General features: G+C 72.9%; 19 protein-coding genes, 2 tRNA genes and 2 pseudogenes. 14 read left to right on the top strand and 9 right to left on the bottom strand.

Annotated features, from left to right (window positions below):
* Together DKT68_RS04365 and DKT68_RS31355 are read right to left on the bottom strand one after the other, a co-directional pair.
* Positions 1 to 237 (bottom strand): annotated as a pseudogene (locus DKT68_RS04365) (hypothetical protein); the annotation flags it as partial.
* 215 nt (positions 238 to 452) lie between these two features.
* Positions 453 to 620: a DUF5679 domain-containing protein gene (locus DKT68_RS31355; protein WP_007464795.1), complete on the bottom strand. Its 168-nt coding sequence runs from the start codon at positions 618 to 620 to the stop codon at positions 453 to 455.
* 509 nt (positions 621 to 1129) lie between these two features.
* On the opposite strand from DKT68_RS31355, the gene DKT68_RS04355 reads away from it, so the two are divergent.
* Both DKT68_RS04355 and DKT68_RS04350 read left to right on the top strand, forming a co-directional pair.
* Positions 1130 to 1660 (top strand): M48 metallopeptidase family protein, encoded by a 531-nt coding sequence (locus tag DKT68_RS04355; RefSeq protein WP_109816138.1) that lies wholly within the window; start codon positions 1130 to 1132, stop codon positions 1658 to 1660.
* 136 nt (positions 1661 to 1796) lie between these two features.
* On the top strand, positions 1797 to 2405 hold the full coding sequence (locus tag DKT68_RS04350) for a glycosyltransferase family protein (protein ID WP_109816137.1): 609 nt from the start codon (positions 1797 to 1799) through the stop codon (positions 2403 to 2405).
* Between the two features lie 81 nt (positions 2406 to 2486).
* Here the strand turns inward: DKT68_RS04350 and DKT68_RS04345 are convergent, their stop codons facing one another.
* Positions 2487 to 3770, bottom strand: a complete 1284-nt coding sequence (locus DKT68_RS04345; protein ID WP_109816136.1) for a zinc-dependent metalloprotease — start codon at positions 3768 to 3770, stop codon at positions 2487 to 2489.
* Between the two features lie 115 nt (positions 3771 to 3885).
* Here DKT68_RS04345 and DKT68_RS04340 point away from each other — a divergent pair, with 115 nt between their 5' ends.
* The 7 genes from DKT68_RS04340 (at position 3886) to DKT68_RS04310 (ending at position 10428) form a co-directional block, all read left to right on the top strand.
* A complete protein-coding gene (locus tag DKT68_RS04340) occupies positions 3886 to 4899 on the top strand; it encodes a YlbL family protein (RefSeq protein ID WP_201748897.1) in 1014 nt (337 codons plus the stop codon).
* 96 nt (positions 4900 to 4995) lie between these two features.
* Positions 4996 to 7989: a UPF0182 family membrane protein gene (locus tag DKT68_RS04335; RefSeq protein ID WP_109816135.1), complete on the top strand. Its 2994-nt coding sequence runs from the start codon at positions 4996 to 4998 to the stop codon at positions 7987 to 7989.
* Between the two features lie 191 nt (positions 7990 to 8180).
* Positions 8181 to 8690 carry an RNA polymerase sigma factor gene (locus DKT68_RS04330; RefSeq protein WP_109816134.1) on the top strand — a complete coding sequence of 170 codons (510 nt, stop codon included), beginning with the start codon at positions 8181 to 8183 and terminating at the stop codon, positions 8688 to 8690.
* Positions 8680 to 9606, top strand: coding sequence for a hypothetical protein (locus tag DKT68_RS04325; RefSeq protein WP_109816133.1), 927 nt, complete (start codon positions 8680 to 8682; stop codon positions 9604 to 9606). The genes DKT68_RS04330 and DKT68_RS04325 overlap by 11 nt, the downstream gene beginning before the upstream one ends.
* Positions 9607 to 9694: 88 nt before the next feature.
* Positions 9695 to 9771, top strand: a tRNA-Met gene (locus DKT68_RS04320).
* Between the two features lie 184 nt (positions 9772 to 9955).
* Positions 9956 to 10029 (top strand) — tRNA-Met (locus DKT68_RS04315).
* 147 nt (positions 10030 to 10176) lie between these two features.
* Positions 10177 to 10428 (top strand): hypothetical protein, encoded by a 252-nt coding sequence (locus DKT68_RS04310; protein WP_109816132.1) that lies wholly within the window; start codon positions 10177 to 10179, stop codon positions 10426 to 10428.
* Positions 10429 to 10487: 59 nt separating this feature from the next.
* Here the strand turns inward: DKT68_RS04310 and DKT68_RS04305 are convergent, their stop codons facing one another.
* The gene (locus DKT68_RS04305; RefSeq protein ID WP_109816131.1) at positions 10488 to 11819 is read right to left on the bottom strand and encodes an ABC transporter substrate-binding protein; all 1332 of its coding nucleotides are present in this window, start codon (positions 11817 to 11819) and stop codon (positions 10488 to 10490) included.
* Positions 11820 to 11971: 152 nt separating this feature from the next.
* Here DKT68_RS04305 and DKT68_RS04300 point away from each other — a divergent pair, with 152 nt between their 5' ends.
* Positions 11972 to 12805 (top strand): phosphoribosylaminoimidazolesuccinocarboxamide synthase, encoded by an 834-nt coding sequence (locus DKT68_RS04300; protein ID WP_109816130.1) that lies wholly within the window; start codon positions 11972 to 11974, stop codon positions 12803 to 12805.
* Positions 12806 to 12921: 116 nt separating this feature from the next.
* Here the strand turns inward: DKT68_RS04300 and glpK are convergent, their stop codons facing one another.
* Positions 12922 to 14406: a glycerol kinase GlpK gene (gene glpK / locus DKT68_RS04295; RefSeq protein WP_109816141.1), complete on the bottom strand. Its 1485-nt coding sequence runs from the start codon at positions 14404 to 14406 to the stop codon at positions 12922 to 12924.
* Between the two features lie 102 nt (positions 14407 to 14508).
* Here glpK and DKT68_RS04290 point away from each other — a divergent pair, with 102 nt between their 5' ends.
* The gene (locus tag DKT68_RS04290) at positions 14509 to 15447 is read left to right on the top strand and encodes a ribose-phosphate diphosphokinase (RefSeq protein ID WP_109816129.1); all 939 of its coding nucleotides are present in this window, start codon (positions 14509 to 14511) and stop codon (positions 15445 to 15447) included.
* A gap of 30 nt (positions 15448 to 15477) precedes the next feature.
* Here the strand turns inward: DKT68_RS04290 and DKT68_RS04285 are convergent, their stop codons facing one another.
* On the bottom strand, positions 15478 to 15933 hold the full coding sequence (locus DKT68_RS04285; protein WP_109816128.1) for an ATP-binding protein: 456 nt from the start codon (positions 15931 to 15933) through the stop codon (positions 15478 to 15480).
* A 120-nt stretch (positions 15934 to 16053) separates the two neighbouring features.
* Here DKT68_RS04285 and macS point away from each other — a divergent pair, with 120 nt between their 5' ends.
* Together macS and DKT68_RS04275 are read left to right on the top strand one after the other, a co-directional pair.
* Positions 16054 to 17187 carry a MacS family sensor histidine kinase gene (gene macS / locus DKT68_RS04280; protein ID WP_109816127.1) on the top strand — a complete coding sequence of 378 codons (1134 nt, stop codon included), beginning with the start codon at positions 16054 to 16056 and terminating at the stop codon, positions 17185 to 17187.
* Positions 17188 to 17201: 14 nt separating this feature from the next.
* The gene (locus DKT68_RS04275; RefSeq protein ID WP_109816140.1) at positions 17202 to 17855 is read left to right on the top strand and encodes a response regulator; all 654 of its coding nucleotides are present in this window, start codon (positions 17202 to 17204) and stop codon (positions 17853 to 17855) included.
* Positions 17856 to 17861: 6 nt separating this feature from the next.
* Here the strand turns inward: DKT68_RS04275 and DKT68_RS04270 are convergent, their stop codons facing one another.
* From DKT68_RS04270 to DKT68_RS04260, 3 genes are all read right to left on the bottom strand, one after another.
* Complete coding sequence (locus DKT68_RS04270; protein ID WP_109816126.1) at positions 17862 to 18434, bottom strand: DUF5709 domain-containing protein; 573 nt, start codon at positions 18432 to 18434, stop codon at positions 17862 to 17864.
* Between the two features lie 89 nt (positions 18435 to 18523).
* Complete coding sequence (locus DKT68_RS04265; protein ID WP_236646711.1) at positions 18524 to 19264, bottom strand: ATP-binding protein; 741 nt, start codon at positions 19262 to 19264, stop codon at positions 18524 to 18526.
* A gap of 59 nt (positions 19265 to 19323) precedes the next feature.
* Positions 19324 to 20319 (bottom strand): SDR family oxidoreductase, encoded by a 996-nt coding sequence (locus tag DKT68_RS04260; protein WP_201748896.1) that lies wholly within the window; start codon positions 20317 to 20319, stop codon positions 19324 to 19326.
* A gap of 219 nt (positions 20320 to 20538) precedes the next feature.
* On the opposite strand from DKT68_RS04260, the pseudogene DKT68_RS04255 reads away from it, so the two are divergent.
* Positions 20539 to 20715, top strand: a pseudogene (locus tag DKT68_RS04255) (glycosyltransferase); the annotation flags it as partial.

Genomic DNA, 20715 nt, shown 5'->3' with positions numbered 1-20715 from the left:
GTCGAGCAGGGTACGGGCCTCGTCCGCGGTGACCCGCGTCGTCACCGCGTGGGCCAGCACGGTGCGTTCGCTGCGGGTGCCGTCGAGCAGGTCGAGCAGGTGGGCGGCGCGCGGGTTGGCCAGCTCCAGCAGCGCGGCGGGCCCCGGGCCGACGCCGAGCTGGAGGGTGTGCCGATCCCGCCAGAGTCGGCTGAGGCCGGGCAGCAGGGTCGGGCGGGGCAGGGCGATACGACTCATGTTGACGAATCGTGACCGCTTCCCTGCGTTGCGTCGATCGTTGTCCACAGGTGGCCAGGTCTCTGTCCAGCACTGTCCACAGGATTTGACGGGTTATCCACAACCCGCCGGTAACGGTGTCGGCCACCTGACAGACCCTCGGGAGCGGTCACCGCTCCGGAACGGAACGGGGGCGGGGTGGCTGATGGCCACCCCGCCCCCGCCCACCCGTCGGGTCAGACCTTCGCCTTGCCGAGGATGCGGTTCACTGTTGTCCCGCAAACCGGACACTTGCCCTTGGCCATGTTCATTCCGGTCTTCGAGACCTCGACGTGCCCCTCGAAGTCCCGCTTCTCCTTGCACTTCACGCAGTAACCGTTGTAGGTCTGGGCCTGGTCGGCCACGGTGCCCTCCTCGTCTCGTCCGCCGGTCGATGCCGTCCCGGCGGGGTGCCCGGCGGCGGGCCACACGGGGCGCCGGCGCTGGGTCTCACTCCACGGCCACCTTCGTGACCGCTGGTTCGCGGACCCTACCCAGGTCTGGGCAGTTCCATGTCAGCTGTGCATCGACCTGTGAGCAAGTCGACGTCGAGAGTGTGCATGGCGAATTAGGTCGGATAAGTCAGTTTGGCGGGGACACGCCGGCTAAACCCTCTCAGCCACCCGTGCGGGTGCCCCCGCGGCGCACCGGGCACGGTGATCACCTACGGTGGAGGGGACCGCGCGGCACGCCATCGGTGTTCACGAAGGGTGACGAGATGGCGCGACGGCGGTGCGGCCAAGAAATTTTCGGGACGCCGGACGACCAATCACCATTTTCTGGGCGCGTGTCGCGCGGTTGACTCTTGCGGACCCCTGGTCAGTACGCATTAGCTTTCCTTCGTGACACGTAGCCGAGGCTGCGCGGGCCAGTGATGGCGGGGACGCGCAAGCCGGTCGTCGAGGTGCGGCGCAGCCAGCGCCGGCGACGCACGGTGTCTGCGTACCGTGACGGTGAGCGGGTCGTCGTCCTCATCCCGGACCAGTTCTCCCGGGCCGAGGAGAGCGAGTGGGTCGACCGGATGCTCGCCCGGCTCGCCGCCCGGGAGGGCCGGTTGGCCCGGTCCGACGCCGAGCTGCTGGCGCGGGCCACCCGGCTGATCGACCTCTACCTCGGCGGGTACGGCGCGAAGGCGGTGCCGGCCAGCGTCCGGTGGGTCACCAACCAGAACGGCCGGTGGGGCTCCTGCACGCCCGCCGACCGCAGCATCCGGATCTCACACCGCGTGCAGGACATGCCCGACTGGGTGATCGACTACGTGCTGCTGCACGAGCTGGCCCACCTCATCGTGCCCAGCCACAACGCGCGGTTCTGGTCGCTCGTCGGTCGCTATCCCAAGGCGGAACGTGCCCGCGGCTACCTCGAGGGCGTCGCGGCCGCGTCCTGCGCCCCCCTGCCGTCCTGACGCGGGAGCGCGCCCGGTGATCGACTCGGCTTCCTGACACCGCGGTGTCCGAGCCTCCGGGATGCCGCGACATCATTGACACCGGGTCGATCACCGGCTCGGCACAGGCCGGTGCCGGGGCGCTAGGGTCGGGAACGTGGCACGACGAGTGGTGGTGGCGTTGCTCGGGCCGGTGCACTGGTCGCCCCCCGGCGTCGACCGGGCGGCCTGGCGGGCGGCGCTCGCCGAGGACGTCGTCGACCTGCTCGCCACCCTCAACGAGGTGGACGTCGCCGTCGCGGTGACCCCGGCCGACCGCGCTCTGGCGGACGCTCTGGTCTGGCCCGGCACGGTCGTGTACGAGGTGCCAGAGCCGACACCGACCGCGGTGTTCGCCGCGATCGAGGGCTACGACCAGGCGGCCGTGCTCGCCGGCGACGTGCCGGACCTGCCCGCGCTGACCGTGGGCAAGCTGCTGCGCCCGCTCACCACCCGACCGGTCGCGGTCGCCCCCGTGGAGGGCGGCGGGCCGGGCCTGCTCGGCGTGGCCGCGCGGCTGCCCGTGCCGGGCTGGCTCGCTCCGCTGGACCTGGACACCGCGATACCGGCCGACGCGCGGGCCGGTGCCCCCCGACCGCAGGACGTGGCGGTCACCGCCGGCTGGCGCCGGCTGCGCGGCCCGGCCGACCTGGCCACCCTGGACCCGGCCTTCGAGGGCTGGGAGGCCACCCGCGCCCTGCTTTCCGGCTCCGGCCGGCCGGCCTGACCCGCTGGTCAACCTGGTCGGGGCCCGCGGGCCGACCTGCCGGGTGCCCGCCGCCGATCGGCGCGGGCACCCGTTCGGCCGTCAGGACCTGGCGTCGCCGTCGGTGTCGTCCTGCTGGCCCGGGGCCTTCTCCTCCGCCCCACCCGGTGCGGTGAAGTCGAAGTTGTCCAGCTCGCTCAGGTCCATGTCGTTCATCGCGAAGGCGACCGGGTCGGCGAAGTCGTCGTCGGACGGCAGCAGGTCCGGGTGACCCCAGACGGCGTCCCGGCCGGCGATGCCCCGGTGCTCGGTGAGCGCGGCCCAGAGCGCCGCGGCCTCGCGCAGCCGGCGCGGGCGCAGCTCCAGACCGACCAGCGCGGCGAAGGTCTGCTCGGCGGGACCGCCGGCGGCGCGGCGGCGGCGGAACGCCTCACCCAGCCGGACGACGTTCGGCAGCCGCTCGCTGGCGGCGCTGTCCACCACATGGCAGACCCAGCCCTCAACCAGGGCCAACGCGGTCTCCAGGCGGGCCAGCGAGGCCTTCTGCGCCGGGCTGTCCTCGGGGGTGAAGATGCCCTCCAGCGCGATCGCCTGCATCGACTCGGGGTCGGTCGGGTCGACCCGACCCATCGCCTCCTCGATCGCCTCGCGGTTGACGCGGATGCCCGACGCGTACATCTCGACCGCGCTGAGCACGTGCCCGCGCAGCCACGGGACGTGCTGGAACAGCCGCTGGTGGGCGGCCTCGCGCAGCGCCACGTAGAGGCGGACCTCATCCTCGGGCAGCTCCAGGCCCTCGCCGTACGCCCGGATGTTGGCCGGGATCAGCGCGGCCGTGCCCGCCGGGCCGAGCGGCAGCCCGATGTCGCCGGCGGAGAGCACCTCCGCGGCGAGCGAACCGAGGGCCTGCCCCAACTGCCCGCCGAAGAGCGCGCCACCGAGGGTGGCGACCATCGACTGCATCGGACCGAGCTGGGCGCGCGCCTCCGGCGGCACCAGGTCGCCCATGGCGCCGACCATCCGGCTGGCCACCGGGTCGCAGAGCTTGCGCCACACGTCCAGCGTCTTGAAGATCCACTCGTTGCGGTTCCAGGCCACCGGGGACTGGATGCCCGACGGCCATGACGAGGCGGGCTCGAGCCACAGGTCGGCCAGGCGCAGCGCCTCTTCCACGGCGTTGCGCTCGTACGGCGACACCGCGGGGTCGCCGGCGGCCGCGAGCTGGCTGGCCGCCACCTGCCGGGCCAGGTCCCAGTTGACCGGCCCACTGCCCGGCGCGGAGAGCAGGTGCTGCAACTGCGACATGAACTGCTGCATCTGCGCGGGATCGTTGGGGTCTGGTGGTTGCCCACCCGGGAGCGCGAAACCGAACGGAATATCAGGCACGACGTCTACGGTACGCGCGCCGCGCCCCTGGTAGCCGCCGCTGGCGTTGCGCTGAGGGCGAAGTCGCGCGGCGCATTCGTCAGGCGGGCCCCGGGTGGTCGGTACGCTCTGCCGCATGAGACGTCGTGGCCTGACGGTCCTGCTCGGTGCCCTCTTCACCGCCCTGCTGAGCATCGGGGTGCTCCGGGTGCCGATCCCGTACGTGGTGCTCGGCCCGGGCCCGACGGTCAACACCCTCGGCACGGCCGACGGCAAGGAGGTCATCCAGATCTCCGGGCGGGAGACCTCCACCTCCGCCGGTCAGCTCCGGCTGACCACGGTGGGGGTGCAGCCCACGGTGCGGCTCCGAGCGGCGATCGCCGGCTGGTTCTCCGACGACGAGGCGGTGGTGCCGCGCGAGCTGGTGTACCCGCCGGGGGAGTCGACGGAGCAGGTCGAGCAGCGCAACGCCGAGGACTTCAAGGTGTCGCAGACCAGCGCCGAGACCGCGGCGCTGCGCGAACTGGGCTTCCCCGTGCAGGTGGTGATCAAGACGGTGGCCGAGGGCGGCCCGTCCGCCGGGGTACTCAAGGTCGGTGACGTGGTCACGTCGGTCGACGGTCAGCCGGTGCCGGTGGCCTCGAAGCTCACCGATCTGGTCCGGGCCAAGCCGGCCGGCACGGCCCTGACCATCGGCTACACCCGCGACGGCGCGGCGGCCACCGCGACGGTGACCAGCAGGGAGCAGGACGGCCGGCCGCGGATCGGCGTCGAGATCGAGCAGCAGCAGCCGCATCCGTTCACGCTCGGCATCGACCTGGAGGACATCGGCGGGCCGAGCGCCGGCCTGATGTTCGCCCTGGGCATCGTGGACAAGCTGACCCCGGCCGACCTCACCGGTGGTCAGGTCATCGCCGGCACCGGCACGATCGACGACGAGGGCAACGTCGGCCCGATCGGCGGGATCGCCCAGAAGCTGGTCGGTGCGAAACGCGCCGGGGCCAAGGTCTTCCTCGTGCCGGCGGACAACTGCGCCGAGGCGGTCCGCAATCCGCAGCCCGATCTGCCGCTGCTGCGGGTGGGCTCGTTGGACGAGGGGCTGACCGCGCTGGAGACGCTGCGGGCGGGGGGCCAGCCGACCCGCTGCTGACGCGCGCGACCGTGCCCCGACACGTTCAGGAACACCCCGTACTCTGGGTGCCTGGTCGGAGCCGATCACATCGAGCGTGCGGAGCCAACAGTGGTAATGCGTAGCAGCAGCCCCCTGCCGAGGATGAGCCGGCGTGGACGCGTCACCATCGTCGTCCTGGTCGGGGTGTTCGTGCTCTTCACCCTGCTCGGTTGGGGTGTCCAGGCGTGGACGGACTGGCTCTGGTTCGACGAGGTCCGCTACACCGAGGTCTTCACCGGCGTGCTGGTCACCCGGCTGCTGCTCTTCCTCGCCGTCGGCCTCGGCATGGCGGTGATCGTCGGCGGCAACCTGTGGCTGGCCCACCGGCTGCGCCCGCGTCTGCGTCCGCACTCGGTCGAGCAGGCGACCCTGGAGCGTTACCGGATGGCGCTCAGCCCGCGCCTCGGCACCTGGATCGCGCTGACCGCCGCCGTGGTCGGGCTCTTCGCCGGCCTCTCCGCGCAGAGCCGGTGGAACCAGTGGTTGCTGTTCCGTAACGGTGGCGACTTCGGGATCAAGGACCCGGAGTTCGGGGTGGACATCGGCTTCTACGTGTTCCAGCTGCCGTTCTGGCGCTACCTGCTCGGGGTCGCCTTCACCGCCGTGGTGCTGGCCGTGATCGGCGCGCTGGCGGTGCACTACCTCTTCGGCGGGGTCCGCCTCCAGGGCGTCGGGGACCGGATGAGCAACGCGGCCCGGGCCCACCTGAGCAGCCTCGTCGCGGTCTTCGTGCTGCTCAAGTCGGTCGCGTACGTGCTGGACCGGCGGGCGATGCTGCTGGAGTACAACGAGGGGGCCAAGCTGTACGGCGCCGGCTACGCCGACGTCAACGCGCTGCTGCCGGCCAAGGAGATCCTGGCCTACATCTCGATCGTCGTGGCGATCGCGATCATCGTGTTCTCCAACGCGTGGATGCGGAACCTGGTCTGGCCGGGCATCTCGCTCGCCCTGCTCGGCGTCTCCGCGGTGGCCATCGGCGGCATCTATCCCTGGGCGGTGCAGACCTTCGAGGTCAAGCCGAGCGCCAAGGACAAGGAAGCCCCGTACATCCAGCGCAGCATCGACGCGACCCGGGCGGCGTTCGGGCTGGCGACCACCGAGACCACCCCGTACGCGGCGAGCAACCTCACCCCGCCGGCCAACCTGGCCACCGACACCTCGGTGGTGTCGAACGTGCGGCTGCTCGACCCGCAGCTGGTCAGCGAGACCTACACCCAGCTCCAGCAGGTGCGCGGCTTCTACGACTTCGGCCCGAAGCTGGACATCGACCGGTACGGGGTGAACGGCAAGGTCTCCGACTACGTGGTCGGCGTCCGGGAGATCAACTACGGCGAGCTGACCGACCAGCAGAACACCTGGATCAACCGGCACACCGTCTACACCCACGGCTACGGGCTGGTGGCCGCCCCGGCCAACCAGGTGGTCTGCGGCGGGCAGCCGTTCTTCGTGTCCGGCTTCCTGGGTGAGAAGACCCAGGAGGCGTGCTCCTCGCAGACCGAGCAGATCCCGGCGAAGCAGCCGCGCATCTACTACGGCGAGCGGATGGCTGCCGACGACTACGCGATCGTCGGCCAGGCCGACCCGGACAAGAAGGCCGAGTTCGACCGGCCGGTCGGTGACGGTGGCGGCGAGTCCTACACCTACACCGGCGAGGGCGGCGTCGAGATCGGCTCCTTCACCCGGCGGCTGCTGTACGCCATCAAGGAGCAGGAGTCGAACTTCCTGCTCTCCGAGGCGGTCAACAAGGACTCCAAGCTGCTCTACGTGCGCAACCCGCGGGACCGGGTGGAGAAGGTCGCGCCGTTCCTCACCCTGGACGGCGACCCCTACCCGGCGGTGGTCGACGGCCGGGTGCAGTGGATCGTCGACGGCTACACCACGGCGGCGACCTACCCGTACGCGGAGCGGGTCAACCTCCAGACCGAGACCACCGACGAGCTGACCAACCGGGGCACCTTCCAGCTGGCCCGGGAGAACGTCAACTACATGCGCAACTCGGTGAAGGCCACCGTCGACGCGTACGACGGCACCGTGAAGCTCTACGAGTACGACGACACCGACCCGGTGCTCAAGGCGTGGAACAAGGCGTTCGGCGGTGACCTGGTGCTGCCGAAGAAGGACATCCCGGTCGAGCTGACCGAGCACCTGCGCTACCCGGCGGACATGTTCAAGGTGCAGCGCAACCTGCTCACCAAGTTCCACGTGACCAACCCGGGCGACTTCTACTCGGCGCAGGACTTCTGGCAGGTGCCCAACGTGCCGGACGCGCCGGACAGCGGCCAGAAGCAGCCCCCGTACTACCTGTTCACCCAGTTCCCCGGGCAGGAGAGCCCGCGGTTCCAGCTCACCTCGGCGGTCACGCCGAACGGCCGGCAGAACCTCGCCGCGCTGATCTCCGGGTCGTACGTCGAGGGAAAGCCCCGGCTGGAGGTACTGGAGCTGCCGGACCAGACCCGGATCTCCGGCCCGGTGCAGGTGCACCAGCAGATGACCAACAACGCGAACATCCGCCAGCAGCTCAACCTGCTCTCCAGCAACCAGGCGCAGGTGCAGTACGGCAACCTGCTCTCGTTGCCGTTCGCCGACGGGATGCTCTACGTCGAGCCGGTCTACGTGAAGAGCAACCAGCAGGACGCGTACCCGTTGCTGCAGAAGGTGCTGCTCTCGTACGGCGACGGCGGGTCCTTCGTCGCGCTGGCCGACAACATCAACGACGGCATCAAGCAACTGGTCGACCAGGGCAAGCGGGCCGGGCAGGGCGCGCCGCCGCCTCCGACGACCGGGGGCGGCACCCCGCCGCCGCCGACCACCGGCGACGGCACGCCACCCCTGACGGGGGAGCTGGCCACCGCGGCGGACCGGGTGCAGACCGCCATCACCGAGGTCCGGGCCGCCCAGACCTCCGGTGACTTCGAGCGGTACGGCCGCGCGCTCAAGGCGCTGGACGAGGCGCTGACCGCCTTCCAGCAGGCGCAGCCGGCGGCGAACACGCCCGCTTCGCCGAGCGGCAGCCCGTCGCCGAGCGGCAGCGCGCCGCCGCCCAGCCCGACCGCCGCCGCGGGCGGCTGACCCGCCCGTCCCGGCACGCCTCACGGAGCCCCCGGCGCCCGGACCGCACCCTGGTCCGGACGCCGGGGGCTTCGCCGTTTCCACAGGTGGGTCCCCTGTCGCCTCTCCGACAGGCGCCGGCCGGCCGACCCGCAACCTGCGGCACCTGATCGCCGTCCTCATTGCAAAGGGGTGGACGAGGGGGAGCAGCCGTGAGGGATGCGCAGAGCTTCGACGAGTTCTACCGGGGCACCGCCCGGCGGATGTTGCGGTACGGCTACGCGGTCGCCGGCGACCACACCGAGGCGCAGGATCTGGTGCAGGAGGCGTTCGCCCGCGCCTGGCGGCAGTGGGGACGGCTGGCGGCGCATCCGGCGCCGGAGGCGTGGCTGCGCCTGGTGGTGGCCCGGCTGGCGACCGACCGCTGGCGGCACCTGCACCGCCGGCGGGCGGTGCTGAGCCGTACCGGCCCTCCGCCGGCGGCCCCGCCGCCGAGCGAGGACGGGGTCCTGCTGGTCCACGCGCTCCGCCAGCTGCCGGCCGCCCAACGGCAGGCGCTGGCCCTGCACTACCTCTTCGACATGTCGGTGGACGAGATCGCCCGGGAGACCGACGTGCCGGTGGGCACCGTGAAGTCCTGGCTGTCCCGAGGCCGGTCCCGGCTGGCCGCGCTGCTGCCCGACCTCTCGACCGTGGAGCTGGAGGCGAACGATGTCAGCTGAACTCTCCGACCTGTACCGGTCGCTCAGCGATACGGCGGACGGCCAGGAACTGGTCCACCCCGAGCTGGTCCGGCGGCGCGCCGACCGGCGGGCCCGGCTGCGGCTCGCCGGCACCGCGCTCGCGGTGGCGGTGCTGCTCGGCGGGGTGGCCGCCGGAGGCCGCCTGCTGGTGTCGGCGGACGGCTCCGCGCCGTTGCCGCCGCCGGCTGACACCCCCGGCCCGGTGCCGACGGGGTCGGCGTCCTCGTCGTCCCCCTCCCTCTCGCCGTCGGCCCCGGCGTCGCCGCGCGGCACACCGAGGGGTACGCCGTCAGCGGCCCCGACGACCGGAGCGGCGACTTCCCGCACGCCCACCTCGATCCCGGACCGTGCCTTCTTCGTCCTGGCGGCGCAGAACCAGACGGGTCTGGAGTCGCGGGTCGAGGGTTCGGCGCTGCCGGTGCTCTGTGGAGCGCGCTACTCCAGCGAGTCCGGGGTGGTGCAGCGCCGGGGCCGGTACCTGGCCTACAAGCGACCGGAGACCCCGGCGGGGTACGTGCCGGCCGGCAGTTACCGGCACACCATCACCATCTACCGGGCGGGCCGTGCCGACGACGCGCTGCGGGAGCTGCGGCGGGCCGTCCGCGACTGCCCCGAGCAGGAGTTGCCCGACGACACCGAGAGGACCTGGCGGCAGCGGCTGCTGGACCCGGGTCGGTACGGGGACGAGTCGGTGCTGTTCGAGATGCGGGCGCCGTACCCGGAGGGCATGGGCGAGCCGGGGGAGGACGAGGTCCGGCTGGTCCGGGCGGTGCGGGTCGGGGACGTGGTGACGGTGCTCTGGGAACAGGGCTGGGAGAACACCTCCGCCGAGCGGGCGCAGGTCGATGGCGACAGTCGGCGGGCGGTGGCGGCGATCGAGGACTGGCTCGACTGACGACGGCCCAGGTCAGCGGGGTCTGGGCTGGCGGTATCGGGGTCGCTTTGCGGTGCCCCGGGTCGGTGCGCTACGGTTAGTGAACCGACGCGGGGTGGAGCAGCTCGGTAGCTCGCTGGGCTCATAACCCAGAGGTCGCAGGTTCAAATCCTGTCCCCGCTACCACGACGAACGGCCCTCGAGGATCTACTCCTCGGGGGCCGTTCGGTATCTCCCGGTCAGCCCGACCCGCTGCCTGCCTGTCGGGCCGACCCGGGCCGGCTCGGATCCCCGGCTACCGCCGCGGGTGGGCCGGTGCCACCCCCGCTGATCATCACTCCGGGGGCGTGGGTTAGGGTTAACCAGTCGACGCGGGGTGGAGCAGCTCGGTAGCTCGCTGGGCTCATAACCCAGAGGTCGCAGGTTCAAATCCTGTCCCCGCTACAAATGGAAGTGCACGTCGAAAGCCCGGCCCCCGGATCGTGGGGGCCGGGCTTTTTGATGGCGGCGGGACCGGTCCCTCGCGTGTCACGGGAGGCCGAAGGCGTGGACCAGCGTGCCGAGTTTGCGCTCTTCGGCGAGGATGGGCACATGTCTTCATTCGGCAAGTGGTGGGGCCGGCTCAGCGCGGTCCTCGGTGCGGTCGTGCTGGCGGTCTTCGTGCCGGTCGCGGCCTGGGCGTCCACGGGTACTGGTGAGCTGGTGGTGGAGGCCGCCAGGCGGCGGTCCCGCGGCGGCGGCTTCGGGTTCCTCGGCCTGCTCTGCTGCCTGGTGGTGGTGGCAATCATCGTGTTCCTGGTGCTGCGATTCACGCGCAACCGCCGGGGCGGCCCGCCGCGCTGAGCGGGTCGCTCGCGCCGCGTCCGGCCAGCGGCGGCGGCCGATTCGGCCGCCGCCTCTGGTCAGGCCGCCAGGGCTGCGTTGGCCTGGGCGATGAAACGGGACGTGGCCGCGCGGGTGCCGGCCCGCCCGGAGCGGATGCTCTCGGCGGTGGCGACGAGCAGGGTACGCACCTTGGCGTGCCCCTTCGGCGGTGGCGCCGGTGCCGGCCCGAGCTGTTCGCCGATGCTGGCGTTGAGGGCGGCGGCCCGTTGCTGAGCCGGGTCGGTGATGCTGCCCTCGGTGTAGCGGCGGACGAGAATGCTGGCGTTGAGGCCACGTTCGTGGCCGAGGACCGTGCCGGCCTCGCCGTTCGTGGTCAGGAAGTTGATCACGTCGACGACGGTGTCCGGGTGGCGGGTGCCGCGGAACCCGGCCCAGTACATCGACGCCCGCGCCCACTGCGCACCGGGCGGGCCCGGGAAGGCGACCACGCCCAGCTCGGCCTCGGTGAGGCGCTGCAACTCCGGTAGCTGGTGGGACCAGGCGAAGGACGCGGCGGTCAGCCCGGTGACCACCAGTTGCCGGGCCGGCTCGCCGCTGTCGGCCTGCTCGACCAGGGCCGCGCTCGGCGTGGCCCGACCGGCACGGGCCCCCTGCCACAGCTCGAACCAGCCGATCAGCTCGTCCGCGCCGAAGCCGAGCTGACGCCCCCGGTAGAACTCGCCGCCCTGGGAACGCAGCCAGAGCCAGAGCGCGCGGTAGTCGCCGGACGGGTCCATCGTGCCGGCCACCCGGCCGTCGCTGGCCTCGGTGACCTGCTCCGCCCAGGCGATGTAGTCGGCCCAGGGCATCCCGGCGCGTGGCTCCGGCACCCGCAGCTCCCGCAGCAGGTCACGGTTGAAGACCACCGCCGCGAGGGTCTGACCACCGGCCACGGCCATCGTCCGGCCGTCCACCGTGCCGTAGCGGACCAGGCCCTCCGGCAGGCCGCGCAGGTCCAACCGGTGGTCGGCGACCCGCTCGCTGAGGTCGAGGGCGATCTGGCGCTGGGTGTACTCGGTCAGCACCGAGTCGTCGAGCTGGATCAGGTCCGGCACGTTGCCGCCGGCCGCCTGGGTGGCCAGCCGGTCGTAGTAGCCGTCGGCGCCCTGCCAGGTGACCCGGAAGGTGACCCGGGGGTTGCGCTCGGAGTAGAGCCGCAGCGCCTTCTCGGTCAGCTCGGCCCGCTTCGTCCCGCCCCACCAGAAGACCGACAGCTCGACCGGCCCCTCGTCGGCCGAGGTGGCAGCGCCGTCGCTGCACCCCGCCAGCCCGCCGGCTGCCAGCAGAGGGGCGCCGAGCAGCGCGCCGAGCACGCGGCGCCGGCCCGGGTCGGCACCGAGGCGGTCGATCGGGGGGCGAACAACGGGCACGGGGTCTCCTGGCACCTGCGGGTGGCGGCGGTCGGACCATTCACGCAGGCGGTGCGGGAAGGTGTCAACGTCCGTCCGGGCACCCCTGAGGACCGTGCCGGCGTGGGTGGTCGGAGCGGGCCGCCCGGTACCCGCATGGTGTACTAGGGCGCGTGGAACTTCTGCATTCGGGCAAGGTCCGGGACGTGTACGCCGACGGCGACGACCTGATCCTGGTCGCCTCGGACCGCATCTCGATCTACGACGTCGCGCTGCCGACGCCGATTCCGGACAAGGGTCGCCTGCTCACCGCGCTCTCGCTGTGGTGGTTCGAGCAGCTCGCCGACCTGGTGCCGAACCACGTCATCTCGGCCACCGACGTGCCGGCGGAGTTCGCCGGGCGGGCGATCCGCTGCCAGCGGCTGGACATGGTGCCGGTCGAGTGCGTGGCCCGGGGCTACCTCACGGGCGGCGGCCTGCGGGAGTACGAGCGCACCGGCGCGGTCTCCGGCGTTCCGCTGCCCCGGGGGCTCGGCGAGGCGTCGATCCTGCCCGAGCCGATCTTCACCCCGTCGAGCAAGGCGCCAATGGGCGAGCACGACGAGCCGATCACCTTCGCCGACGTGGTGGACAAGGTGGGCCAGGCCACCGCCGAGCGGCTGCGGCAGGTCACCATCGACATCTACCGGCGCGGCGCGGAACTGGCCGCCGACCGGGGCATCCTGATCGCCGACACCAAGATCGAGCTGGGCTGGGCGCCGGACGGCACCCTGGTCCTCGCCGACGAGCTGCTCACCTCCGACTCGTCGCGGTTCTGGCCGGCCGAGTCGTACCAGCCGGGGCGGGTGCAGTTCTCCTACGACAAGCAGTACGTGCGGGACTGGGCCACCGGCAGCGGCTGGAACAAGCAGGGCCCGGCGCCGGACATGCCGGCCGAGGTGGTCGAGGCGACCCGGGCCCGCTACGTCGAGGTGTACGAGAAGCTCACCGGCAACCGCTGGAGCTGAGCCGGGCACGGTGCGGACGGCGGCCCTGCTCCGCGATCGCGGGCTCGTCCAACGATGCCGCGGCGGCGTTCTCGCGGGCGGGGGCCGCCCTGCCATGGGATGGTCAGGGGCACGGCTCACTCCACCCAGTCGAGGGTGCGCTGCACGGCCTTGCGCCATTGGCCCAGCTCCCGGTCGCGCAGCTCCGGGGTCATGGCCGGCTCCCACTGCGCGTCGGAGCGCCACTGCGCGCGCAGGGTGGCCAGGTCGGGCCAGAAGCCGACCGCCAGACCGGCCGCGTACGCGGCGCCCAGGCAGGTGGTCTCGGTGATCCGTGAGCGGACCACCGGCACGTCGAGCACGTCGGCGAGGAACTGCATGAGCAGCCGGTTGGCGGTCATCCCGCCGTCCACCCGGAGCCGGCGCAGGGCCACGTCGGAGTCGGCGTTCATGGCGTCGACCACCTCGCGGGTCTGCCACGCCGACGCCTCCAGCACCGCCCGTGCCAGGTGCCCCTTGGTGATGTAACCGGTCAGGCCGGCGATCACGCCGCGGGCGTCGCTGCGCCAGTGCGGGGCGAAGAGCCCGGAGAACGCCGGCACCACGTAGCAGCCGCCGTTGTCGTCCACACTGCGGGCCAGCTCCTCCACCTCCGCGGCGGTCGAGATCAACCCGAGGTTGTCCCGCAGCCACTGCACCAGCGACCCGGTGACCGCGATCGCGCCCTCCAGCGCGTACGCCGCCGGCTGGCCGTGGATCCGGTAGGCGACCGTGGTGAGCAGGCCGTGTGTCGACGGGACCGGGCTGGCACCGGTGTTGAGCAGCAGGAAGCTGCCAGTGCCGTACGTGCACTTCGCCTCGCCCGGCTGGAAGCAGGTCTGCCCGAACAGGGCGGCCTGCTGGTCGCCGAGGGCGCTGGCCACCGGCACCCCGGCCAGCACTCCGGTGGCCGTGCCGTACACCTCGGCGGAGGAGCGGATCTCCGGCAGGACGCCGGCGGGCACGCCCATCGCGTCCAGCAGCTCCGGGTCCCAGTCGAGGGTGGTGAGGTCCATCAGCATGGTGCGGCTGGCGTTGGTGACGTCCGTGACGTGCTCGCCGGTCAGCTTCCAGATCAGCCAGCTGTCCATGGTGCCGAAGAGCACCTCGCCGCGCTCGGCGCGCTCGCGCAGGCCGTCCACCTCGTCCAGCAGCCAGCGCAGCTTCGGCCCCGCGAAGTAGGTGGCCAGCGGCAGGCCGGTGCGGGACCGGAACCACTCCTCGCCGTACGCCGCCGCCAGCTCGCGCAGCAGCGGCCCGGTCCGGGTGTCCTGCCAGACCACGGCGTTGGCCACCGGGCGGCCGGTGGCCCGGTCCCAGACCACGGTGGTCTCCCGCTGGTTGGTGATACCCACCGCGGCGAGCCCGGCGGCGTCGGTGCCGGCCGCCCGCAGCGCCTCCCGGACCACCTGCTGAACGTTGTCCCAGATCTCCTCGGCGTCGTGCTCGACCCAGCCCGGCCGGGGGAAGACCTGCCGGTGCTCGCGCTGGGCCACGGCGACGATCTCCCCGGCCCGGTCGAAGACGATGCACCGCGAGGAGGTGGTGCCCTGGTCGATGGCGGCGACGTACTGGGGGGTCACGGCAGCACCGTACCCGGACCGGCCGCGCGGTGCGACCGGCGTCACGGTCGGTTGCGGCCCGCCGCCGCCCGCCACCGGCTGGTTCGCCTACGATGTGCGAACGTGCGCGACATCGCCGTTTTCAGTGGAACCGCCCATCCCGACCTCGCCGCCGAGATCTGCGCCCACCTGGGGGTCCCACTGCATCCGGTGCGGGTCTCCCGGTTCGCCAACGACTGCCTGGAAGTGCAGTTGCAGGCCAACTGCCGGGAGCGGGACGTCTTCCTGATCCAGCCGCTGGTGCCGCCCGTGCAGGAGCATCTGGTCGAGCTGCTGCTGATGATCGACGCCGCCCGGGGCGCGTCCGCCGGCCGGATCACGGTGGTGCTGCCGCACTACGCGTACGCCCGCTCGGACAAGAAGGACGCGCCGCGGATCTCGATCGGCGCCCGGCTCGTCGCCGACCTGCTCACCTCGGCCGGCGCCGACCGGGTCCTGGCGATGACCCTGCACTCGCCCCAGGTGCACGGCTTCTTCAGCGTTCCCGTGGACCACCTGCACGCGCTGCGTGAGCTGGCCACCCACTTCCGCCGCTACGACCTCAGCAACACCGTGGTCGTCTCGCCCGACCTGGGTAACGCCAAGGAGGCCGCCGCCTTCGCCCGGCTGCTCGGCACGCCGGTCGCGGCGGGGGCGAAGCAGCGGTTCAGCGACGACCTGGTCAAGATCAGCGCGGTGATCGGCGAGGTGACCGACCGGGACGTCATCGTGCTGGACGACGAGATCGCCAAGGGCAGCACGGTCGTGGAGCTGATGGAGCACCTGCGCGGCCTGAGGGTCCGCTCGATCCGGCTGGCCTGCACACACGGCCTCTTCTCGGGGGACGCGCTGCACCGACTCAGCGACCAGCAGGGCGTACTGGAGATCGTCTGCACGAACACGGTCCCCATCCCGGCCGCCAAGCGGGTCCCCAAGCTCCAGGTCCTCTCGGTGGCCCCGGCCCTGTCCGAGGCGATGCGCCGAATCCACAACGGCGAGTCGGTCTCCGCGCTCTTCGCCTGACCGCCCTCGGCCCCGGCGTGGGGCACGGGTTCAGTGCGCGGTGTGGTTTCGGTTCGCCAGGGTGGAGGTAATCCGCACGGTGGTGCCGGCGGTGCCGCTGGCCACCTCCATGGCGTCGGTCAGCTCGCGGGCCAGCCAGAGGCCCCAGCCGCCGGCGGTGTCCGGCTCGGGGCGGCGACGGTCGCCCAGCCGTTGCGCGCTGATGCCGTGCCCGTGGTCGGCGACCTCGCAGACCAGCAGCCCCGGCTCGTGCCAGAGCCGCAGCCACCCCCGCCCGCCGCCGTGTCGCACCGCGTTGGTGATCAGCTCGTTGACCGCCAGCACGAAGTCGTCCAGCCGCTGCCCGGTCAGCCCGGAGGCGTGCGCGCACGAGGTGACCGAGTGTCGAATCTCGGTCACCTGGGCCTGCTCGAAGGCCTCGGCGATCAGGAGGGCGGGTTCGATGGGCACAACCGTACGCGGTGCGTGCGGATCGGCGTTCGTCATGGCCCCGTCCCGACGGCGGATCTCGGAGAATTTCGCGGCTTTTCCACCGTACGTCAGGGTTTCCCGAACCGCACTCGGGGCTCCCCGCCCGCCCGGGCCGACTGTGGCATCCTGACCGCCATGCCGTCGCCGTCGGGTGGTTTCGAGGTGCCGCTCTGGCGTGCGCTCGCGGTGTTCCGGTTCGCGTCCCTGACGTACGTCTGCGTGCTCGCGGTGCGTGACGCCGACCGGTACGCCCACCCGTTCGCCGTCGGCGCCCTGGTCCTGCTGATGATCGCCTGGACCGGGGCGACCGCCGTCGCGTACGCCCGGCCGGCCTGGCGGCGCTGGCCGCTGCTGCTGGCCGACCTCGCGGTGGTGATGGCCGTCGTGCTGGCGACCCCGTGGGTGGTGGGACGGGCGGCGCTCGCCACCGGCGTACCCACCATGGGGGTGGCCTGGATGGCGGGCCCGGTGCTGGCCTGGGCCGTCTCCGGTGGCCGGCGGCGGGGCACGGTGGCCGCGCTGCTGGTCGCCGGGGCGGACCTGGCCACCCGGGAGCGGATCGGCCAGTCCTCGTTCACCGGGGTGATCCTGATGCTGCTCGCCGGGGTGGTGGTCGGGCACGTGGCCCGGCTCGCCGCGCGCGCCGAGGAGCGGCTGCAACACGCGGTGGAGTTGGAGGCGGCCACCCGGAAGCGGGAGCGGCTGGCCCGGGGCATCCACGACTCGGTGCTCCAGGTGCTGGCGCTGGTGCAGCGGCGCGGCGCGGACCTGCCGGGCGAGGCCGGTGACCTGGCCCGGCTGGCCGGCGAGCAGGAGGCCGCGTTGCGCGCCCTGATCGCCGGCACCGCCCCGGCAGGCGCCGCTGTCACGGGCGCGGCCGACGCCGTGGACCTGCGGGCGTTGCTCAACCCGTACGCCTCACCGACGGTCTCGCTCTCCGCGCCGGCCACCCCGGTGGCGCTGCCCCGGCAGGTGGCCCGGGAACTGGCCGCCGCGACCGGCGCGGCGCTGGACAACGTGGGACGGCACGCCGGCGGGCGGGCCTGGGTGCTGGTCGAGGACGAGGGGGCGACCGTGACCGTGTCGATCCGTGACGAGGGGCCGGGCATTCCGGACGGCCGGCTGGCGGAGGCGGCCGCACAGGGGCGGCTCGGCGTGACCCAGTCGATCCGGGGCCGGGTGGCGGACCTGGGCGGGACGGTCCGGATCGTCTCGGCCCCCGACGCCGGCACCGAGATCGAGATGACCGTGCCGAGGGCGGAGCGGTGACCCCGGTGCGGGTGATGGTGGTCGACGACCATCCGATGTGGCGGGAGGGCGTGGCCCGCGACCTGACCGAGGCCGGGTTCCTCGTGGTGGCCACCAGCGGTGAGGGCCGGCAGGCCGTCCGGGTGGCCGCCGCCGCCCGGCCCGACGTGGTCGTCCTCGACCTGCAACTACCCGACATCTCCGGCGTCGAAGTGGTCCGGGGCTTGCGCGCGGCGCTGCCCGAGGTGCGGGTGCTGATGCTCAGTGCCAGCGGCGAGCAGCAGAGCGTCCTGGACGCGGTCAAGGCGGGGGCCACCGGATACCTGGTGAAGTCGACGGCGCCGGCCGAGTTCCTCGACGCGGTGCGCCGCACGGCGGCCGGCGACCCGGTCTTCACCCCCGGCCTGGCCGGGCTGGTCCTCGGCGAGTACCGCCGGCTGGCCGCGGGGCCGGCGGTGAAGACCGGGCCGGCCGGGGGCCCCGATCCCGGGGCGCCACGGCTCACCGACCGGGAGACGGAGGTGCTGCGCCTGGTGGCCAAGGGGATGTCGTACAAGCAGATCGCGCAGCGGCTCGGGCTGTCGCACCGCACGGTGCAGAACCACGTGCAGAACACCCTGGGCAAGCTGCAGCTGCACAACCGGGTCGAGCTGACCCGGTACGCCATCGAGCGCGGCCTCGACGCCTGACCCCGTTCAGACCGAGCGCGGCGGCTCCGTCTCGTGGATCGCCAGCTCCTCGGCGGTCGCCCCGCCGCCGGCCGAACCCGCGTCGTACGCCACGGAGTCGGTCTCCTGGTCGGTGTGCGCCCCCTCGTCCGGTTCGACCAGGCGGCCCACGGTGGCGTCGGCCACCGTGCCCAGCTGGCCGTGGTCGTAGAGGGAGACCGGCGAGTTCGGGTCCGAGGTGGGCCCGGGGTCCATCACGTCGGCGTCCAGCTGGGCCTCCGCCGCGGCCGCCTCGTTGTCGGCCTCGAAGGCGATCTTCGGGTCGACGGGGCCGGCCAGCGGGTCGTCCACCGGGCGCTCGAACGCCTCCCGCTGGAGCTTGTAGTCCAGCGACTCGCCGTCGAGCTGCTCCTCGGCGGTGGTCCCGAACCGGTCCACAGCCACCGGCGTCCGGTCCCCGGGCAGCTGGGCCGGATCCGGGCCGTCCGCCTCGCGTCCGGTGAGCACATCGTCGTTGGCCGTCGAGTCGTCGTCGGCGGTGTCGGGCAGGCCCTGCGCCTCGGTGTCGGACACGGGGGTCGGGTACTCGTTGTCGCGCATGTCTGATCACTACCCGCTGCCCTCCCGCCGTAACCGGGGCACGGCCGGCCGTGCGGTGTTGAGCCGGGCACCAGGGCCGGAACGGCCCATCAGCCGAGGGCGGCGGCCTCGTCCTCCGGGCGTAGTACGCACCAGACGACCTTGCCGTCCGGCACCGGGGTGCTGCCCCAGCGGTTGGCCACCGTGTCGATCAGCAGCATGCCCCGACCGCCGGCCCGGGTCGGCGGGGCGAGCCCGGCGAAGGACGGCCGGCGCGGGGAGTGGTCGCGGACCGCCACGCGCAGGGCGCTGTCCCGCGGGGCCAGCCGGATGGTCATCGGGGTCCGGGCGTGTGCCACCACGTTGTTGACCATCTCGGTGATCGCGATGCACGCCGGTTCGGCCAGGGTCGGCATCTCCCAGCGCTGACACCCGGTGGCGACCAGTTCGCGGGCCTGCCGGGCGGCACCCACCGTCGGGGCCAGCTCGATGGTGAGGACCGCCGCCAGCGGCGCCACGGCCAGCGCGTCGTCCAGGGTGGGCCACGCCGGAACGTCGGCCGGTGCGGCGTCCGCGCCGCCGAACCCGGCGACGGCCGGGTCGAAGAGCAGCAGGTCGGCGGCCGGCCAGTCGGCGACCTCCCGGCGGACCTCGGCGAAGACGCCTCGTCCGACCGGGTCGGCGACCCGCAGCCCGGTCAGGTCGGCCACCATCGGACCGGGGCGGTCGCAGAGACGGGCGAGCAGGGCGTTCCGGACCGCGTCGGCGCCGGCGGCGTCGAGCACCCCGGTCAGCCGGACCACGGAGGACGACTCGTCGACCTCCACCAGACAACGCTCGCGGGTCGGCATGGCCGCCTCATTCTGCCCTCGGGGGACGGTGAACTCATCCGGGCCGTCGGAGCCCATCGTCAGCGCTCCAACCGGGACCGGCGGATCGCCGCCATCGTGCCGACCGCGGTGCCGGCGGCGGCGAGGCCGAACGCGGCGGTCATCCGTACGAGTTGCCCCCGCCGGCCGTTCCATCCGCCGTCCCGGCGGCCCTGCGCGTCGGCGTGGTACACGTTGCCGCTGGTGTCGACCCGCGCGCCGGGGCCGAACTGCGTCCGGTGGGCGTACCAGCCGAGACCGCGCTCCACCAGGGCCGGCGCCAGCCGCCACTGGAGACCGAGCAGCCGGGCGGCGCCGCCGGCGTACGCCTCGCGACGTGGCCGGCGCAGCAGCCGGACGATGGTCTCGGCGACCACCTCCGGCGGGTAGATCGGCGGTGGTGGCATCAGCTCCCGGCCGCTGTGGTTGGCCGCGTGCCGGAAGAACGGGGTGTCGATGGAGGCCGGCAGCACGGTGCAGATGGAGATCTGCCCCCGGCCGGTGACGCGCAGCTCCTGCCGGACGGTGTCGGCCAGCCCCCGGATGCCGTGCTTGGTGGCGTTGTACGCCGACTGGTACGGCATCGCCACCTCGGCCAGCACCGAGGCGTTGTTGACCAGCACCCCTCCGCCGGCCGCGCCGAGGTGCGGCAGCGCGGCCTTGAAACCGTGCACCGCGCCGAGCAGGTTCACCTCCAGCACCCGGCGGAACTCGGCGACCGGGATCTCGTCGAACAGGCCCACGGCGCTCACGGCGGCGTTGTTCACCCAGGCGTCGATGCGGCCGAACTCGCCCGCCGCCCGGTCGGCGAGGCGCTGCACCGACTCCAGGTCGGTCACGTCGGTCGGCACTGCGAGTGCCCGCCCGCCCAACTCCCGGCAGCGCTGCGCCACCTGCCGCAGCGCCGGCTCGCTGCGGGCGGCCAGCACGACGGCGGCGCCCCGGCGGGCCAGCGCGTACGCGGTGGCCGTGCCGATCCCGCTGGAGGCACCGGTGATCACCACGGTCGAGTCGTCGAGGCTGCGGGTCAGCGGCATTCCTGCCCGGTACCCCCGCCTGAGCCTGGTCATACCACCGGCGGGCTGTCGATCACCACGGCATCACCGGGTCGGCCATGTGGTTGTCATGGCGCAAGTGTCGGCGGCACCTGCGCGGACTGTTCCCGATCTGCCAGGTTTCGGCGCCCGGTCACCCGGTTAATGGGACGCTCTGATCGGGAGGACCACTGCCGAGGAAAGATCGCAGGGAGGTGACCCATGCGCGTCGGCCTCGTCTGCGCGCACACCAGCTCGTATCGCCACGCCGACGGCCCGCCGGTCGGCACCCAGCAGCACATCGCGCGGGTCGCCGCCGAGCTGGCCGGCCGAGGTCACGACGTCCGGCTCTACGAGCGCCGGGACGACCCCGGGCTGCCGGAGACGGCAGCCCGGGGT

This window comes from Micromonospora acroterricola, assembly GCF_003172955.1.
Lineage (GTDB): Bacteria > Actinomycetota > Actinomycetes > Mycobacteriales > Micromonosporaceae > Micromonospora > Micromonospora acroterricola.
The sequence above is the reverse complement of the archived record's forward strand: the minus strand, read 5'-3'. Positions and strand labels throughout refer to the sequence as shown.

Coding starts and splice junctions, on each gene's coding strand:
- DKT68_RS04340 (WP_201748897.1), top strand. CDS start 3,886: ATGAGACGTCGTGGCCTGACGGTCCTGCTCGGTGCCCTCTTCACCGCC.
- DKT68_RS04355 (WP_109816138.1), top strand. CDS start 1,130: ATGGCGGGGACGCGCAAGCCGGTCGTCGAGGTGCGGCGCAGCCAGCGC.
- DKT68_RS04275 (WP_109816140.1), top strand. CDS start 17,202: ATGGTGGTCGACGACCATCCGATGTGGCGGGAGGGCGTGGCCCGCGAC.
- DKT68_RS04335 (WP_109816135.1), top strand. CDS start 4,996: ATGCGTAGCAGCAGCCCCCTGCCGAGGATGAGCCGGCGTGGACGCGTC.
- DKT68_RS04325 (WP_109816133.1), top strand. CDS start 8,680: ATGTCAGCTGAACTCTCCGACCTGTACCGGTCGCTCAGCGATACGGCG.
- DKT68_RS04310 (WP_109816132.1), top strand. CDS start 10,177: ATGTCTTCATTCGGCAAGTGGTGGGGCCGGCTCAGCGCGGTCCTCGGT.
- DKT68_RS04285 (WP_109816128.1), bottom strand. CDS start 15,933: ATGACGAACGCCGATCCGCACGCACCGCGTACGGTTGTGCCCATCGAA.
- DKT68_RS04265 (WP_236646711.1), bottom strand. CDS start 19,264: ATGCCGACCCGCGAGCGTTGTCTGGTGGAGGTCGACGAGTCGTCCTCC.
- DKT68_RS04260 (WP_201748896.1), bottom strand. CDS start 20,319: ATGCCGCTGACCCGCAGCCTCGACGACTCGACCGTGGTGATCACCGGT.
- macS (WP_109816127.1), top strand. CDS start 16,054: ATGCCGTCGCCGTCGGGTGGTTTCGAGGTGCCGCTCTGGCGTGCGCTC.
- DKT68_RS04270 (WP_109816126.1), bottom strand. CDS start 18,434: ATGCGCGACAACGAGTACCCGACCCCCGTGTCCGACACCGAGGCGCAG.